Origin of the sequence: Streptomyces liliifuscus, assembly GCF_016598615.1 — a bacterium.
Lineage (GTDB): Bacteria > Actinomycetota > Actinomycetes > Streptomycetales > Streptomycetaceae > Streptomyces > Streptomyces liliifuscus.
This window is the reverse complement of sequence record NZ_CP066831.1, coordinates 936034-951691: the sequence shown is the minus strand read 5'-3', so window position 1 is coordinate 951691 and position 15658 is coordinate 936034. Positions and strand designations below refer to the sequence as shown.

At 70.7% G+C, this 15658-nt stretch carries 14 protein-coding genes; 8 read left to right on the top strand and 6 right to left on the bottom strand.

Going from position 1 to position 15658, the window contains the following annotated elements:
• The first annotated feature begins 139 nt into the window (after positions 1-139).
• Positions 140-1291 carry an acyl-CoA dehydrogenase family protein gene (locus JEQ17_RS04110; protein ID WP_200393895.1) on the top strand — a complete coding sequence of 384 codons (1152 nt, stop codon included), beginning with the start codon at positions 140-142 and terminating at the stop codon, positions 1289-1291.
• Positions 1292-1297: 6 nt separating this feature from the next.
• On the opposite strand, the gene JEQ17_RS04105 is transcribed toward JEQ17_RS04110, so the two are convergent.
• The 6 genes from JEQ17_RS04105 to JEQ17_RS04080 all read right to left on the bottom strand — a co-directional run bounded on the left by JEQ17_RS04105 (position 1298) and on the right by JEQ17_RS04080 (position 8436).
• Positions 1298-1843: a PaaI family thioesterase gene (locus JEQ17_RS04105; RefSeq protein ID WP_234048057.1), complete on the bottom strand. Its 546-nt coding sequence runs from the start codon at positions 1841-1843 to the stop codon at positions 1298-1300.
• A 16-nt stretch (positions 1844-1859) separates the two neighbouring features.
• Positions 1860-2834, bottom strand: coding sequence for an LLM class flavin-dependent oxidoreductase (locus JEQ17_RS04100; RefSeq protein ID WP_200393894.1), 975 nt, complete (start codon positions 2832-2834; stop codon positions 1860-1862).
• On the bottom strand, positions 2831-5428 hold the full coding sequence (locus tag JEQ17_RS04095) for a bifunctional acetate--CoA ligase family protein/GNAT family N-acetyltransferase (protein ID WP_200393893.1): 2598 nt from the start codon (positions 5426-5428) through the stop codon (positions 2831-2833). Before JEQ17_RS04095 ends, JEQ17_RS04100 begins: the two co-directional genes overlap by 4 nt.
• Before the next feature lie 35 nt (positions 5429-5463).
• Complete coding sequence (locus tag JEQ17_RS04090) at positions 5464-6543, bottom strand: amidohydrolase family protein (RefSeq protein WP_200393892.1); 1080 nt, start codon at positions 6541-6543, stop codon at positions 5464-5466.
• Positions 6544-6627: 84 nt separating this feature from the next.
• Positions 6628-7590: an electron transfer flavoprotein subunit alpha/FixB family protein gene (locus JEQ17_RS04085; protein WP_200393891.1), complete on the bottom strand. Its 963-nt coding sequence runs from the start codon at positions 7588-7590 to the stop codon at positions 6628-6630.
• 84 nt (positions 7591-7674) lie between these two features.
• Positions 7675-8436, bottom strand: coding sequence for an electron transfer flavoprotein subunit beta/FixA family protein (locus JEQ17_RS04080; RefSeq protein WP_200401287.1), 762 nt, complete (start codon positions 8434-8436; stop codon positions 7675-7677).
• Between the two features lie 174 nt (positions 8437-8610).
• Here JEQ17_RS04080 and JEQ17_RS04075 point away from each other — a divergent pair, with 174 nt between their 5' ends.
• The 7 genes from JEQ17_RS04075 to JEQ17_RS04045 are packed head-to-tail and all read left to right on the top strand — an operon-like array spanning position 8611 to position 15632.
• On the top strand, positions 8611-9936 hold the full coding sequence (locus JEQ17_RS04075; protein ID WP_200393890.1) for a phenylacetate--CoA ligase family protein: 1326 nt from the start codon (positions 8611-8613) through the stop codon (positions 9934-9936).
• Positions 9936-10670, top strand: a complete 735-nt coding sequence (locus tag JEQ17_RS04070; protein WP_200393889.1) for a hypothetical protein — start codon at positions 9936-9938, stop codon at positions 10668-10670. Before JEQ17_RS04075 ends, JEQ17_RS04070 begins: the two co-directional genes overlap by 1 nt.
• A gap of 2 nt (positions 10671-10672) precedes the next feature.
• Positions 10673-11584: an SDR family oxidoreductase gene (locus tag JEQ17_RS04065; protein ID WP_200393888.1), complete on the top strand. Its 912-nt coding sequence runs from the start codon at positions 10673-10675 to the stop codon at positions 11582-11584.
• Position 11585: 1 nt separating this feature from the next.
• Positions 11586-12092: a Zn-ribbon domain-containing OB-fold protein gene (locus JEQ17_RS04060; protein WP_200393887.1), complete on the top strand. Its 507-nt coding sequence runs from the start codon at positions 11586-11588 to the stop codon at positions 12090-12092.
• On the top strand, positions 12089-13237 hold the full coding sequence (locus tag JEQ17_RS04055; RefSeq protein ID WP_200393886.1) for a thiolase family protein: 1149 nt from the start codon (positions 12089-12091) through the stop codon (positions 13235-13237). Before JEQ17_RS04060 ends, JEQ17_RS04055 begins: the two co-directional genes overlap by 4 nt.
• Before the next feature lie 32 nt (positions 13238-13269).
• Positions 13270-14514, top strand: coding sequence for an acyl-CoA dehydrogenase family protein (locus tag JEQ17_RS04050; RefSeq protein ID WP_200393885.1), 1245 nt, complete (start codon positions 13270-13272; stop codon positions 14512-14514).
• Positions 14511-15632: an acyl-CoA dehydrogenase family protein gene (locus JEQ17_RS04045; protein ID WP_200393884.1), complete on the top strand. Its 1122-nt coding sequence runs from the start codon at positions 14511-14513 to the stop codon at positions 15630-15632. The genes JEQ17_RS04050 and JEQ17_RS04045 overlap by 4 nt, the downstream gene beginning before the upstream one ends.
• Positions 15633-15658 lie beyond the last annotated feature (26 nt).

The window sequence follows — 15658 nt, the reverse complement described above, 5'->3', positions numbered from 1 at the left end:
ACCGGCGATCAGCGCTGGGGCTTGATCGGGACTCGACCGGGGATGGGCCGAGGCGCCCCACATCTGTGACCCTCTCGCCTTATCCGCTAACATAGAATAATTAGATAGATGAATAGGCTAGTGGTGGCGAGGAGTGGTCGTGGACTTCGGGCTGACCGACGAGCAGGACATGTTGCGCGCGACGGCACGGCAGTTCGTTGCCGATGTGTGCCCGGCCGAGAAGGCGAAGCAGTGGGACGAGGAGGGCGTCGTACCGCCCGAGCTGTTTCGGGGCATGACCGAACTCGGTTGGTTCTCGCTGCCGTTCAGCGAGGAGGAGGGCGGTGACGGCGGGGGACCGCTCGAACTCGTTCTGATCGCCGAGGAACTCGGGCGGGCCAGTTTCGATGTCGCCATGTGCTACATCGGCGTGCTCATCCCGGGAATCACCGTGTTCCGGTGGGGAAACGAGGCACAGCGCGAATTCATCCGCGAGCAGGTCATGACGGGACGCCACCGGCTCGCCGTCGGCCTCAGCGAGCCGGACAGCGGCTCCGACGCCGCCGCGCTGCGCACCACCGCGGAGGACCACGGCGACCACTTCCTCGTCCGCGGCCAGAAGGCATGGTGCACCGGCGGCGGCCTCCCCGACACGACCATCGCGACCTATGTGCGTACGGGACCCCGCGAACCCAAGCACGGCGGCATCAGCCTGCTGCTCGTCGACCCCGCGACCGACGGCGTCGAAGTGCGCCGCACACCCACGCTGGCCCGGCACATCCTGGGCACCAACGAGGTCTTCTTCAACAACGCCCTCGTACCGAAGGAGAACCTCGTCGGGCCGCGCGACGAGGGCTGGAAGGTCATGCTCTCCAACATCGAACTGGAGAAGGTGATCATCAGCGGGGGATATCTGGGCGCCGCACAGGCCACGCTGGACGAGATGCTGGAGTACGCGCGCACCCGGCACGCCTTCGGCCGTCCGATCGGCAACTTCCAGGCGCTCGCCCACGCCATGGCCGATCTGCAGACCGAGATCGACTCCGCCCGGCTGCTCGCGTACCGCGCCGCCTGGCTGCTCGCGCAGGGCAAGCCGTGTACTCGTGAGGGCTCGATGGCGAAGCTGAAGGGGTCGGAGACGTATGTGGCGGCTGCCAGGCTCGGGATGCAGGTCTGCGCGGGCCACGGATTCTCGACCGAGAGTGTGATGAGCTTCCGCTACCGCGAGTCGATCGTCGCCACGATCTCCGGCGGGACCAGCCAGATCCAGCGCAACGGGATCGCCCGCAGCATGGGGCTGCGGTCCTACTGACCGCTCTCACCGATTCTCGGCGTCCCCGCCCTGCCCGGCCAGCCACTGCGCGTGCCGCACGTAGTGGCTCTGGTCGCGAGTCACCCAGATTCCGGAGGCGCGGGCCAGCACGGCTCCGCCCGACGACAGGGTCAACTCGCCCGTGATGTACCAGCGTGAGCCCTCCCTCCGATCGGCCCACACCCGCAGTTCCAGGGGTCGTTCCACCGGTACGGGCTTCACGAAGCTCACCGTCAGCTCGGCCGTCACGCTCATCACGCCGTGCAGCAACGGGAGATGGCCGAGACAGTCGTCCAGGACGGCCGCCGTCCAGCCGCCGTGTGCCACATCGGGGCCGCCCTCGTGGGAACGCGGACAGCTCAGCTCGAACCTCGCCACACCGTCCTCGTCGAGTCGCTCGCGCTCCACGCCGAGCCTGCACGAGCCGAGGGCGCGGCACCCTCCACAGAGGGTCACGCCCCCGGCGGTACGGGGCGGCTCCGACAGGCCAGACGCCGCCCAGTGCCCGTTCGGCGTCGGCGCGTCGGTCTTTCCGGTTCCCGTCGTCGACATGGCGGAACTCCTCGTGTCAGACATCGGCAAGCAGCGGACGCAGCTTCCCGGCGATGAGCTGGACCTGGCGGGCGACCATCTCCTCGGGCATCCCGGCCAGCGAGGCCCACAGGAAGACCCCTTCGACCGGCAGCCCCGCCACGTACGCCTTGATGGCATCGGCGGTCTCCTGCGGTGTGCCGTACAGGAACTGACCGACGCCGGTCGCGCTCAGTCCCGTCTCCCGCCACTTCTCGGGGTTGATCGGACGCGGGGCGGGCTGGTCGGTCCCCTCCACCATGTACCGGCGGTAGCTGTCCCATTGGTAGGAGAGATGCTTGCGGACCACCGGCCAGTCGGCCTCCGGATCCTCGGTGACGAACGTGGTGAACGAACCCTGCATCCGGCCCGCCGACACGTCGTACCCGCTCTCGGCGAGCCCTTCCCGGTACGGCTCCAGCAGCGCGGGGTTGAGCGACAGCAGCCCGGTGCCCAGCCGGCCTGCCCGGCGGGCGCCCTGCGGACCCTGGTAGCCGAGCCAGATCGGCAGCGGGTCCTGGACCGGGCCGGGCGTGACCAGCGACTCGGCCCACAGGCCACGGATCTCCCGCACCCGCTGGTCGGTCGTGGAGTAGCGCTTGGTCAGGTCCGCGTCGTACAGCCGGTACTCGGGCACGCGATAGCCCGTGCCGAGTCCGAGGTCCAGCCGGCCGTCGCTGATGATGTCCACGAGCGCGGCCTGTTCGGCGATCTCGGGGGCCGCGTGCAGCGGGGCGGGGATGACCGCGGTACCGAGACGGATCCGCCGTGTGCGGGCCGCTGCCGCTGCCGCCATGGTGAGCGGCTGCGGGAGGTATCCGTCCTCGAACCCGTGGTGTTCGGAGAACCAGACCGAGTCGATGCCGAGGCGGTCCGCCTCCTCGCACATCTCCAGGGCGAATCCGTACACCCGGGACCAACTCTGCCGCCAGGGCGGGGGATTGCGCATGTCGAAGTAGATGCCGACCCTCACGAGGGGCCACCTTTCCTTGTTTCGTCGGCGAGCCGGATCGTCGCGCGGGTGACGGCGACCCCGTCCCCGGGCGGCAGCAGCCGTATCGGACGCAGCTCCATCGCCTCGATCTCGGGCAGGTCCTCGACCATCGCGGAGATCCGCAGCACGGTCTCCTCCAGCGCCGCGAGGTCCACGCCCGGGCCGCCCACCCTGCCGTCCAGCAGCGGAGCCGCCCGCAGTGAGCGGACCATCTCCCGGGCGTCCCGGTCGCTGAGCGGGGTCACCCGGTGGGCGACGTCCGCCATCAGGTCGGCGTAGTCCCCGGTGAGGCCGAAGGCCACCACCGGGCCGAACACCGGATCGGCGCCCACGGAGAGGAACGCGTCCGGGCCGGAGCCCGGTCGCGTGTCCCGAACGGCGATCCCGTACGAGTCCAGCAACTCGGCGGCGATACGCGGAGGTACGGGACCAGGGGCGCATCCCGCGAGCAGCGACCTGGCCCGGTCGGCGTCCACTCCGGGGAGATCCGGGATGACACCCGCGGGCGTACTCCGCCACGCCTGGTAGGCCGCGGCATGCCCGAGCGAGGCCGCCGCCGCTTCGGGGAACGCGTAGGTGGGGACGACGAGTTGGCCGCGATGGAGGAGGTCGGCGACGCCCGCGCCACCCAGGAAGCTCGCCACCACCGGCTTCGAGGGCGCGGCCTCGGCCGCGTCGAGGATCGCCGCCGCCACCTCGTCGGGCTTGTCCGCCAGTGGGGGCATGAACAGGACGATGGCGGCGTCGATCCCGTCGTCGGCCAGCACGGCGTCGAGTGCCTGCCGGTAGTGCGCGGCGGTCGCCATGGGGGTGAGGTCGGCCGGGTTGGCGACCTCTGCCCCGGGGCCCAGGGCCGCGCGGAGCGTCTCCCGGGTGCGTTCGCCGAGCGGGGGCACGCGCAGGCCGCTCGCCGCGCAGGCGCCGACGGTCAGCGCCGCGGGGCCGCCCGCGTTGGTGATCACGGCGACCCTGTTGCCGGGCGGAGGGGGCTGGTGGGCGAGCAGCAGCGCCGCGTCGAACAGCTCCTGGAGGCTGCGCGTACGGATCACACCGGACTGGGCGAACAGCGAACTCACCGCCGAATCCGATGGACCGGCCGCCGGATCCGCCCGACCCACGGAGTCCGATGGACCGGCCGCCGGATCCGCACGACTCACCGAATCCCCTCGACGCCCCGGGCCTCCACGAACTTCCGGGCCTCCTCGGACCCCCGAGTCCGCCGGGCCCGTCGCGGGCGCGTGACCCGGGTGGACCGCGATGATCGGCTTGCGCGGCGCGACCCGGCGGGCGATACGCGCGAACCGGCGCGGATTGCCGAACGTCTCGACGTGCAGCAGGATCACCGAGGTCTCGGGGTCCTCCTCCCACCACTGGAGCAGGTCGTTGGTGGACACGTCCACGGCATGGCCCACCGATACGAACCCGGAGAAGCCGAGCCGCAGCCGCCGGGCGAAGTCGAGCACCGCGAGCCCCAGCGGCCCGGACTGGCTGGACATCGCCACCCGGCCGGGCGTGGGCAGGGCGGGCGAGAAGGTCGCGGCCAGCCTCGCCGCGGGCGTCGTGTTGACCACGCCCATGCAGTTCGGGCCCACCAGCCGCATCCCGGAGGCGCGGGCGAACCGGGACAGCTCCAGCTCGGTCGACCGCCCGGCCGCACCTGTCTCCCCGAAGCCGGTGGAGACGACGACCACCGCCTTGACGCCGGCCTCCGCACACTCCCGTACGACCTCGGGCACCGCCTCGGCCCGTACGGCGATCAGCGCCAGGTCCGGCGGCTCGGGCAGCTCCCGGACGTTTGGGTACGCCCGGGCTCCCGCGACCTGCTCGGCCCGTGGATTGACGGGGAACACGCTGCCGCGGAAGCCGCCTCGCAGCAGGTTGGCCACGATCTCGTGACCGATCGTCAGGGGCCGCCGGTTGGCACCGATCACCGCGACCGACCGGGGTTCGAGCAGGGGGCGCAGGGAGCGTCGTACGGCCGTGTGCTCGCGGCGCTCGGCCCGCGCGACCGCCTGGGCCTGCGGGTCGACGGCGATGTCGAAGTGCACGATCTGGCCGGGCGGCCCGGACTCGACCCGGTAGCCGGAGCCGAGGAACACGTTGATCATGCGGGTGTTGTCGGCGAGGACGTCGGCCTTGAGGACCCGGATGCCCCGGGCGCGGGCGGCAGCGGCGATGTGCTCCAGCAGCAGCCTGCCGAAGCCCTCGCTCTGGTCGTCGTCCCGGATGGTGAAGGTGACCTCCGCGTGGTCCGGGTCCTCGGTGTCACGGACGTAGCGCACCAGGCCAGCGATCTCGTCGCCGGCCAGCGCGACGAGTGCCAGCTCGTTGAGGTAGTCCACGTACGCGCCGCGCCGGATCACGTCGTCGCGCGCCCGGATCACCGGGCCGAGCGAGCGGTAGGCCAGGGTCGCCCGCGACAGGCCGCCGACGAAGGCGACCAGACGGTCGGCGTCCTCCGGCCGGATGGGCCGGACGAAGGTCGACCGCCCGGTCCTGACGAGTCCGGGCTGTTCCAGGTCCTCGGGATACGGGGGCTGTTCCAGGTCCTTGGGATCAGGGGGAGTGGTCACTGTTCCGTCCGGTGTCCTCGCGTCGCCGACGCCGCTCAGACGGCCGCCTCCTGGGGAGTCTGCTCGGGCAGACGGAACAGTTCGTTGAAGGTGCCGCGGGTGACCCGCTCGCGGATCTCGTCGGACACACCGTCGAACAGCTCGTGCAGCGTGGACTGCGTGTGCCCGTACGTGCCTTCCAGGTGCGGGTAGTCGTCGCCCCACATGACATTGCGGTAGCCCGTCGACTCGACGATCTCCACGGAGCTCTTGTCGTGCTGGAAGGAGGCGTACACCTGCTGCCTGATGATCTCGCTGGGCAGCCGGCTCAGCTTCGGCCGTACGAACATGCCGTGCTGGCGGTAGGCCTCGTCCATCCGGTCGCCGATCGCCGGGACCCAGCCGGCGCCGCCCTCCGCGATGAGGATCTTGAGGTCGGGGTGACGGTCCAGGGCACCGCCCGCGACCATGTGCGAGACCACGCGCATGCCCGGGTAGGTCGTCTCCATGTAGTTGACGACGGCGCCGCCGGGTCCGCGGAAGACGACGTTCTCGCCCCCCGTGCCGATATGGAAGCCGAGTACGAGACCGGCCCGCTCGGCCGCGGTCCACAGCGGCTCCCACAGGTCGAGGCCGTACTCCTCACCGGGCCGGGTGGAGCACGGCAGGAAGACCGACTGGAAACCCATCTCCGCGACCCGCTCGACCTCGGCGACCGCGTCCTCGACGTTCGTCGTCGAGACGCAGGCGGGGGTGATGATGCGCTTCTGCTTCCCGAGGACCTCGGAGTGCGCCCAGTCGTTCCAGGCCCGTACGGTCTCCCGGGCGAGCTCCCGCTCGGTGATCGAGCAGAGCCAGAACCCCATGGAGGGAAAGGCCAGTTGGCCCCAGACGCCCTCCTGGTCCAGGTCCTTGAGCCGGACGTCGAGGTCCCGGGCGCCCGGCGGTCGCATGGCGTCCATGAAGTCGTTCAGCTGGCGGTCGATGCGCTCGCCGTCGATGTAGAGCACCTCGTACTTGTCGCCGCGTTCGCTGCGCGGCGCACGGTCGGCGAGGCGCGGCGGCAGCGCCCGGATCCAGAGGTCGTCGGGTTCCATCACGTGGGAGTCCCCCGAGTTGACCCAGATCTTCGTCATGGCGCTCCTTCGGGTCAATGGATGTAATCAGTTAGCGATTTTAATCGTATCGGCCTCCGGGTGGAAGGCCGGGAGGGGCGGAGATCAGCTTCGGCGCCGCTCGATCTCCTCCACCAGCTGCGGGAGCACCTGGAAGAGGTCGCCCACGACGCCGTAGTCGGCCAGCTCGAAGATGGGGGCGTCCTGGTCCTTGTTGACCGCGACGATGGTCTTGGAGGTCTGCATGCCCGCGCGGTGCTGGATCGCCCCCGAGATGCCGGCGGCGAGGTAGAGCTGCGGGGAGACCTGGGTGCCCGTCTGGCCGACCTGGTGGCTGTGCGGATACCAGCCCGCGTCCACGGCGGCGCGTGACGCCCCGACGGCCGCGCCCAGTGTGTCGGCGACGCGCTCGATGACCGCGAAGTTCTCGGCGCCGTTCACACCGCGGCCGCCGGAGACCACGATGTCGGCCTCGGTGAGCTCTGGCCGCTCGCCGCGCTCCCGCGGCGAGCGCGACAGGACCTTGACGGCGGCGGAGGCGGGGCCGAACGTGACGTCCCACTTCTCGACCTCGGGTGTGACGGGGGCCGGTTCGGGGGCCGCGGCGTTCGGCTTGACCGTGATCACCGGGATGCCCCGGGTGACATGGGCCGTCACCTGGTACGTCGCCGCGAACGCGGACTGCTCGGTGACCGGGCCGTCGTCTCCGGCGACGACATCGACGGCATCGGTGATCAGCCCCGACTCCAGGCGGAGCGCGAGCCGTGCGGCGGTCTCCTTGCTGTCCGGGTTCGAGGGCAGCAGGATCGCCGCCGGACCGGTGCTTCCCGCGATCTGAGTGAGCGCGTCCACGGCCGGAGTGACGAGGAGCTCGTCGACCTCGGGGGCGTCCACGACGTACACCTTGTGCGCGCCGTACCGGCCGAGCGCCTCGGTCGCGGAGTCCGCGCCCGATCCGAGGAAGACGGCCGACGGTTCGCCCAACCGGCGTGCCAGGGTGAGTAGTTCGAGGGTCGGCTTGCGTACGACGCCGTCGGTGTGATCGACGAGTACGAGGATCTCGGCCACGGTGCTGTACTCCTCCTGTTGGAACGGTTCCGGGGCGGGGTGATGAGGTGCGATGCGGTGCACGCGGCCTGGCGCGGGGCTCGGTCAGGCGAACTTCTTGGCGGTGAGGAACGCGGCCAGCCCCGCGCCGCCCGTACCGTCGTCGGCGACGATCTCCCCCTGGGAGCGCGGCGGGCGCTTGGCGGCGGTGTCCACGGCCGACCGCGCACCGGCCCGGCCCACCTGCCCGGCGTCGATGCCGAGGTCGTCGAGGTCGAGGGTCTCCAGGGGCTTCTTCTTCGCGGCCATGATCCCCTTGAAGGAGGGGTAGCGGGCGTCACCGGAACGGTCGGTCACCGACACGACGGCGGGAAGTGTGCCCTGGACCCGGACGGTGGCGGAATCGCCCTCGCGGCGGCCGGTGACCGTGCCGTCCTCGACGGTCAGCTCCTCGATGTGGGTGACGGCCGGGACCCCGAGACGTTCGGCCAGCAGCGCCGGTACGACGCCCATGGTGCCGTCCGTCGAGGCCATCCCGCACAGGACGAGGTCGAAGCCGTGCCGCTCGATCGCCCTGGCCAGCACGAGTGAGGTGCCGAACGCGTCGCTGCCCTCGATGTCCTCGTCACTCACATGTGTCGCCGAGTCGCCACCCATGGCGAGTGCCTTGCGCAGGGCGTCCTTCGCGTCGTCGGGGCCGACGGTGAGATAGCTGATCTCGGTGTCGACGCCGGACTCGGCGATCCGCAGGGCCTGCTCGACGGCGTACTCGTCGAGTTCGGACAGCAGGGAGTCGACCGACTCGCGGTCGGTGCTCCCCTCCTCGGTGAAGGTGCGGTCCGCCGTGGCGTCGGGCACGTGCTTCACGCAGACAACGATCTTCACAGTGCTCTCTCCGTGCTCTCCCGAAGGTCTAATGAGTGCTAATAGTTAACTATATGGATCACGGGAGCGCGAGAGTCTCCCGAAAATCCGTCGAATTGGTTGACTGATTGTGCTGATAGCTGGAAGATCTGGGCAGCCGAGCCGCGAGGAGGCGCCATGGGCGGTGACAGGGACACCGGGGACAGGTACTTCGAGCCACAGGTGGAGACCATGCCCCGCGACCAGCTGAGGGCGCGGCAGGAGGAACGGGTCGTGGAACTCGTCGAGTACGCCTACGGCAACTCCGCCTTCTACCGTGAGCTCTGGGACGAGCACGGGGTGCACCCGCGTGACATCCGCTGCCTGGAGGACTTCCGGGCGCGCATACCGTTCATCACCAAGGACATGGTGCGCGCCCACCGGGCCCGCACCGGCGATCCCTTCGGCGGTCTGCTCTGCGTTCCCGTCGAAGGGCTGACCTCCGTCTCCTCCAGCTCCGGCACCACCGGCGACCCGGAGTTCTTCGCCGAGATCTGGGAGGACGCGCCGCCCCTGGTGACCGCGCAGGTGCGTGACCTCTGGGAACTCGGTCTCAGGCCCGGGGACCGGGTACTGAGCCCGCCCGGCACCTTCCGCAACCTCATGGACCCCGGCTATCAGGCGCTCGGCGCCGTGGTGATCGAGGTGGACACCTGGCTCGGGAAGATGAACGAGGTCGTGGACGCCCTGCGCACCTACCGGCCGGCCTACCTGCAGATGATGTATCCGCAGATGGTGGAGCTGGAGCACCTCGCCGAGAAGACGGACCTCAAGGAGGCGTTCTCCTCGCTCAAGGGCGCCTCGTGCGCCGGACAGCCCCTCAGTCGGAAGATGCGCGAACGGATCCGCGACGACTGGGGCATCGACGTCTACGAGTACACCAGCGCGGCCGACACCGGAACCGCCTGGGAGTGCCGGGAGCACGACGGCTTCCACCTCTGGGAGGACACCGTCTTCGCGGAGTGCGTCGAGGTCGACGAACAGGGCGGATGGCGTGACGTCCCGGAGACGGACCTCGGCGAACTGGTCGCCACGGACCTGGACAACCGGGCCGCCCCGCTGATCCGCTACCGCAGCGAGGACCTCGTCCGCCTCTCGGGGGATCGCTGCGGCTGCGGGCGGACCCACGCCCGGATGTGGGTGGCCGGGCGGCGCGGCGACGAGACGCTGGTCCAGGGGCGTTCCGTGGTCCTGCGGGACATCTGGCAGGCGGTGGAGGACCAGCCGGAGACCGTGGCCGGGGTGTTCCAGATCGTCCGGGACCGACGCGAGGTCGACGAACTGCGCCTGCGCGTCGGCTACGACCCGGGGCTCACCGCGGATGTCGACGCCCTGGCAGGGCGGCTCGGCGAGGCCGTGCGCGAGCGGACCGGAGTCAAGCCGGTGCTCGACATGCGCACCGAGGAGGACCTGTTGAAGACCATGACCAGCGTCGCCAAGTTCCCCCGGGTGGTGAAGAGCTGATGGCACGCGCCGACACCCTGGCCCGCGCCAGGACACTCGACCGGCCCGAACTGGCCTACCTCGTACGCTTCCCCACCGCCGACGGCATGCGGGACATGGAGCTCACCTGGGCCGAACTCGCCCGGGACACCGCATGGGTCACGGCACGGCTGCGGGAGCACGGACTGACCGCCGGGCAGCGGGCACTGCTGACCACCTCCGGCTTCGAGGGCTTCTGGGGCCGCGCGGTGATCGGCGCCCTGCGGGAGCTGAAGGTGACGTACGGAATCGCCGAGGCGATGGGATGGGACCACCGCCGCACCGCGGTCTTCCACCGCGAACTGGACCCGCACATGGTGATCGGCCTGTCGGCGGAGACCCTGGAGGGGCTCGCCGGAGCGGCCGATCTCGGTGACATGTTCCGCTCGACGTCCGTCGTACTGGCCCGTCCCGCGGCAGTGCCGGTGCTCCGCGGGGTGGGCGTGTCCGCGTCCCTGATCTCCGCCGTGGGGCCGGCTCTCGCGCTGGAGTGCCCCGAGCGGTGCGGCGCGCACGTCAACGGCGTCGAATGGCGGGTCGGCGAGCGTGCGGACGGACAGCTGTACATCGCGGCGGGGGAGGGGCGTGCCTCGCCGCTCCCCGAGACACCGCTCGGCATCGCGGGCCGCGTCGTCGACGGCAGGTGCGCCTGCGGCAGCGAGGACCCGCGAGTACTGCTCGGCGACGCCAACTCGCCGTATTCAACAAGGAGTTGAGGATGTCCGAAGGAGTGGTCGACGGCCGTGTCGTGGTCGTCACCGGCGCCGGCAACGGGATCGGCAGGGCGCACGCCCTGGCGTTCGCCGCGCACGGCGCGAAGGTCGTGGTCAACGACCTGGGCGGTTCGCGCGACGGAGGAGGCTCCTCGGCCGGGCCCGCCCAGACCGTGGTCGACGAGATCGTCGAAGCCGGCGGCGAGGCGGTGGCCAACACGGACGACATCTCCACCTGGGAGGGCGCCGGCCGACTCGTCCAGCAGACCGTGGACACCTATGGCGGCCTCGACGTGCTGGTCAACAACGCCGGCATCCTCCGCGACCGGATGATCGTGTCGATGACCGAGCGGGACTGGGACAGCGTGCTCGCCGTCCATCTCAAGGGCAGCTTCGCCACCCTGCACCACGCGGCCGCGTGGTGGCGGGAGCGCGCCAAGTCAGGTCACGACAACGACGCCCGCGTGATCAACACGACGTCGCCGTCCGGCATCTTCGGCAACCCGGGGCAGTCGAACTACGGCTCGGCCAAGGCCGGCATCGCGAGCCTCACCGTCATCGCCGCGGCCGAACTCGCCCGCTACGGCGTGACGGTGAACGCCATCGCGCCCACCGCGCTCACCCGGCTGACCGAGGACATCGAGATGATGAAGCGGGCCGCCGAGAGCGAGGACCTGACCCCCGAGGCCATCTCGCCGCTCGTGGTGTGGCTCGGCTCGGCGGCATCGCGCGAGGTCACCGGTCGGGTGTTCGGTGTCGTCGGCAACCGGATCACCGTACTGGAGGGCTGGGTCAACGGCCCCGGCGCGAGTGCCGGGACCCGGTGGACGCCGGAGGAACTGTCGTCCGTCGTCCCGAACCTGGTGGCCAAGGCGGCTCCGAACGCCGACGCCCTCGGCAACCGGAACGGGGCGTGACATGACGACAACGCAACAACCGGTCGCCGAGGGCCTGTTCACCTGGCCGCCCTCCGTGTCCGAACCCCTCCGGCTCATCGGCTCCGAGTGCACGGCGTGCGGTCTGGTGAGTTTCCCGGCGGCCTCGGACTGTGTCCGGTGCGCGAGCGACGAGTCGAAACCACGGCTGCTCGCGGACCGCGGGACGCTGTGGACGTACACGACCCAGAACTTCCGCCCGCCGTCCCCGCCCTACGACGGCCCGGAGACTTTCGAGCCGTACTCCGTCGGCTACGTCGAACTGCCCGGCGAGTTGCTGGTCGAGGCCCGCCTCACCGAACCCGACCCGGAGAAGCTGCGGATCGGGCAGGACATGCGGCTGACGCTCGTGCCCTATGCCGTGCGGGACGACGGCACCGAGGTCATGACGTTCGCGTTCGCCCCGGTCGAAGCGTCCGCGGAGGCCGAAGAGCCCGCCGGGGCCGAGGACTTCGCCCAGGCAGAGCCGGTTGAGGAGGAGGCGTCATGACCGAGGCCGTCATCATCGGGGTGGGCCTCCACCCCTTCGGCCGGTTTCCCGGCAAGCCCGCCATGGACATGGGCGCGGACGCCGTACGGCTGGCGCTCGCCGACGCCGGCGTGACCTGGCCGCGGATCCAGGGCGGTTACGTCGGCAGCTTCGAGGTCGCCAACCCGGACGCGATCGTCGGCAAGCTGGGCCTGACCGGCGTTCCGCTGCGCGGTGTGTTCAACGGCTGCGCCACGGCCGGTACGGCGGTGGCCCTAGCCGCCCGGGCCATCGAGACCGGCGAGCACGACCTGACCATCGCCATCGGCCTGGACAAGCACCCGCGAGGCGCGTTCGCCGCGGACCCCTCCGTGGCCGGCATCCCCTCCTGGTACGGGCAGACCGGGCTCTTCCTCACCACCCACTTCTTCGGTATGAAGATCAACCGCTATATGCACGACCACGGCATCTCTCACGAGACGCTCGCGCGCGTGGCGTCGAAGAACTTCCGCAACGCGGCCGGGAACGAGAAGGCCTGGCGCCGGACTCCCCTCACACCGGAGGAGATCCTCGCCTCCCCGGTCCTCAACTACCCGCTCCGCCAGTACATGTACTGCGGCCCGGACGAGGGCGCCGCGGCCCTCGTGCTGTGCCGCGCCGACCAGGCCCACAAGTACACCTCCACGCCCGTACGGGTCCGGTCCACCTCCCTGCGCAGCCGCAGGCTCGGCGCCTTCGAGGTGCAGAGCCCGTCGTTCCCCGTCGGAGAACCGGTGGAGAGCCCGACGGTGGACGCCGCACGCGAGGCGTACGAACGGGCCGGCATCGGACCCGAGGACGTCGACGTGGCTCAGCTCCAGGACACCGACGCCGGGTCGGAGATCATCCACATGGCGGAGAACGGCCTCTGCAAGGACGGCGAACAGGAACGCCTCATCGCCGAGGGCGCCACCGAGATCGGCGGCCGCCTCCCGGTCAACACGGACGGCGGCCTGCTCGGCAACGGCGAGCCCATCGGGGCCTCCGGGCTGCGCCAGATCCACGAGATCGTGCTCCAACTGCGCGGCACGGCCGGCCCCCGGCAGATCCCCGGCACACCGCGCGTCGGCTACACCCACCTGTACGGCGCACCGGGCGTGTCCGCGGTCACGATCCTCTCGACCTGAAAGCAGCACCTGACAGCAGCAGGGGACCCCCGATGGAACATGACATGCAGGACTTCGCCGCCGAAGTGCGCCGCTTCCTCGACGCCCACGCGGCGAAGGCCCCCGACCGCACCGCCTTCACCTGGGGCGAGGGCGACGACACGATGGCGTACTTCAGCAGCCTCCCGCCCGAGGAGGAACGCGAACACGTGCGACGGGCGCGGGACTGGCAGCGGATCCGCCACGAGAACGGCTTCGGCTGGATCACCGGCCCGCCCGAGTACGGCGGCCGCGGCCTCACCCCCGTCCACGACCTGCTCTACGACTCCATCGAGTCCGAGTACGACGTGGCCGACACCGGCACGTTGAGCGTGATCGGCCTGGGCATGATCGGCCCGACGATCCTCGCCCACGCCCAACCCCACCTCAAGGACCGCTGGTTGCCCGCGATGTACCGCGGGGACGCCATCGCCTGCCAGCTGTTCAGTGAGCCGGGAGCGGGATCCGACCTGGCGAGTGTGGCGACCCGGGCCGTGCGGGACGGCGGGGACTGGGTGCTCAACGGGCAGAAGGTGTGGACGTCGGTCGCCCAGCACAGCCAGATCGGCCTCGCACTGACCCGTACGAACCCGGACGCGCCCAAGCACCGCGGCATCACGGCCTTCCTGGTCCCCATGGACGCCCCCGGTGTCGAGGTCCGGCCACTGAGGCAGATGACCGGCGGCGCGGACTTCAACGAGGTCTTCCTCACCGACGTACGCGTCCCCGACGACCACCGCCTCGGCGAGATCGACGGCGGCTGGACCGTCGCCCTGACCACCCTGATGAATGAGCGCGCGACGGTCGGCAGCGAGGGCGCGGGCCCGGTGGCCGCCGCCCTCTCCCCGGACCGGCTCTCGGCACTGATGCGCGCCACCTGGACCTGGGACGACCGCGCCCTGCGCGCCCGCCTCGCCGAACTCCTGGTGGACGCCATGGCCACCGAGCACCTCAACGCGCGCGCCCTGCGCAAACTGCGCGGCGGGGTCGTACCGGGTCCCGAGATGTCCGTGTCGAAGCTGATGTACGGTCAGAACCTCACCAGGGCTGCCCACTTCGTCTCCGACGTCCTCGGCCCCCGCGTGATCGCCGACACCGGCAGGTGGGGCACGTACGCCTGGTCCGAACTCCTCCTGGCCACCCCGGCGTTGCGCATCCTCGGCGGTACTGAGGAGATCATGAAGAACATCCTCGCGGAACGCGTCCTCGGTCTGCCCAAGGAACCGGCCGTCGCCACGACCAAGGAGGTGCGGTCGTGACCGCCATCGAGAGCGAACTGCGTGAACTACGGTCCTCTGTACGGGAGTTCCTCGAAGCCAAGTCGCCCGAGGAAGCCGTGCGCAAGCTCATGGAGAGCGAACCGCGCTTCGACCCGGCGGTGTGGGCACAGGCCGCCGATCAGCTGCGGCTGCCTGGGCTGGTGATCCCGGAGGAGTACGGCGGTGACGGCTTCGGGCCGGTCGAACTCGGCGTCGTACTGGAGGAGATGGGCCGCGCCCTGCTGTGCGCGCCCTTCTTCGCCACCGTCGTCCTGGCCGCCCAGGCCCTCCTGGCCTCGGGCGACAATGCGGCCTGCGCGCGCCACCTCCCCGGCATCGCCTCCGGGCGGACCACGGCCGCACTCGCCGTAGCCGAGGACAGCGGCTCCTGGGATCCCGCCCTGATCTCGGCACGTGCCGTGCCGGACGGGGGTGGAGCCGGGGCCTGGCGACTGAGTGGCCGCAAGGCATTCGTCATCGACGGTACGACGGCCGATCTGCTCCTCGTCGTCGCCCGCACCGTCGCCGGCCCTTCGCTGTTCGCCGTCGACCGGCAGGCGACAGGGCTGGAGGCCGAACCGATGCAGACCCTGGACGCCACCCGCGCGATGGCCCGGCTGACGTTCGACGCCGTGCCCGCCACCCTCGTCGGCTCGGACGGGGCGGGCGGGCGCGTCATGGCCAAGGTCCTGGACATCGCCACGGTCGGACTGGCCGCCGAGCAGGCGGGCGGGGCCCGCCGGTGTCTGGAGATGAGCGCCGACTACGCGCGCACTCGGTACCAGTTCGGCCGGCCGATCGGTTCCTTCCAGGCGGTCAAGCACAAGTGCGCGGACATGCTCGTGCAGGTGGAGCTGGCCGAGGCCGCGTCCCGCGAGGCGGCGCGGTCGGCCGCCGAGGGTGCCCCCGATTTCCCGGTCGCCGCCGCCGTCGCCCACGCATGCTGCTCACGGGCCTATGTCTTCGCGGCCATGGAGAACATCCAGGTCCACGGCGGCATCGGCTTCACCTGGGAGCATCCCGCACACCTTTACTTCCGGCGGGCCAAGTCCTCACAACTGCTCTTCGGCGGCCCGGCGGTGTACCACGAGCGACTCCTGGACCGGCTCGGCATCTGAAACCGGCACGGCCGTCGCCTTCATGT

Bases quoted from the DNA above. Each gene is read 5' to 3' on its own strand.
- JEQ17_RS04075 (WP_200393890.1), top strand. From the start codon at position 8,611: ATGGGCGGTGACAGGGACACCGGGGACAGGTACTTCGAGCCACAGGTG.
- JEQ17_RS04090 (WP_200393892.1), bottom strand. From the start codon at position 6,543: ATGACGAAGATCTGGGTCAACTCGGGGGACTCCCACGTGATGGAACCC.
- JEQ17_RS04055 (WP_200393886.1), top strand. From the start codon at position 12,089: ATGACCGAGGCCGTCATCATCGGGGTGGGCCTCCACCCCTTCGGCCGG.
- JEQ17_RS04105 (WP_234048057.1), bottom strand. From the start codon at position 1,843: ATGTCGACGACGGGAACCGGAAAGACCGACGCGCCGACGCCGAACGGG.
- JEQ17_RS04070 (WP_200393889.1), top strand. From the start codon at position 9,936: ATGGCACGCGCCGACACCCTGGCCCGCGCCAGGACACTCGACCGGCCC.
- JEQ17_RS04050 (WP_200393885.1), top strand. From the start codon at position 13,270: ATGGAACATGACATGCAGGACTTCGCCGCCGAAGTGCGCCGCTTCCTC.
- JEQ17_RS04065 (WP_200393888.1), top strand. From the start codon at position 10,673: ATGTCCGAAGGAGTGGTCGACGGCCGTGTCGTGGTCGTCACCGGCGCC.
- JEQ17_RS04060 (WP_200393887.1), top strand. From the start codon at position 11,586: ATGACGACAACGCAACAACCGGTCGCCGAGGGCCTGTTCACCTGGCCG.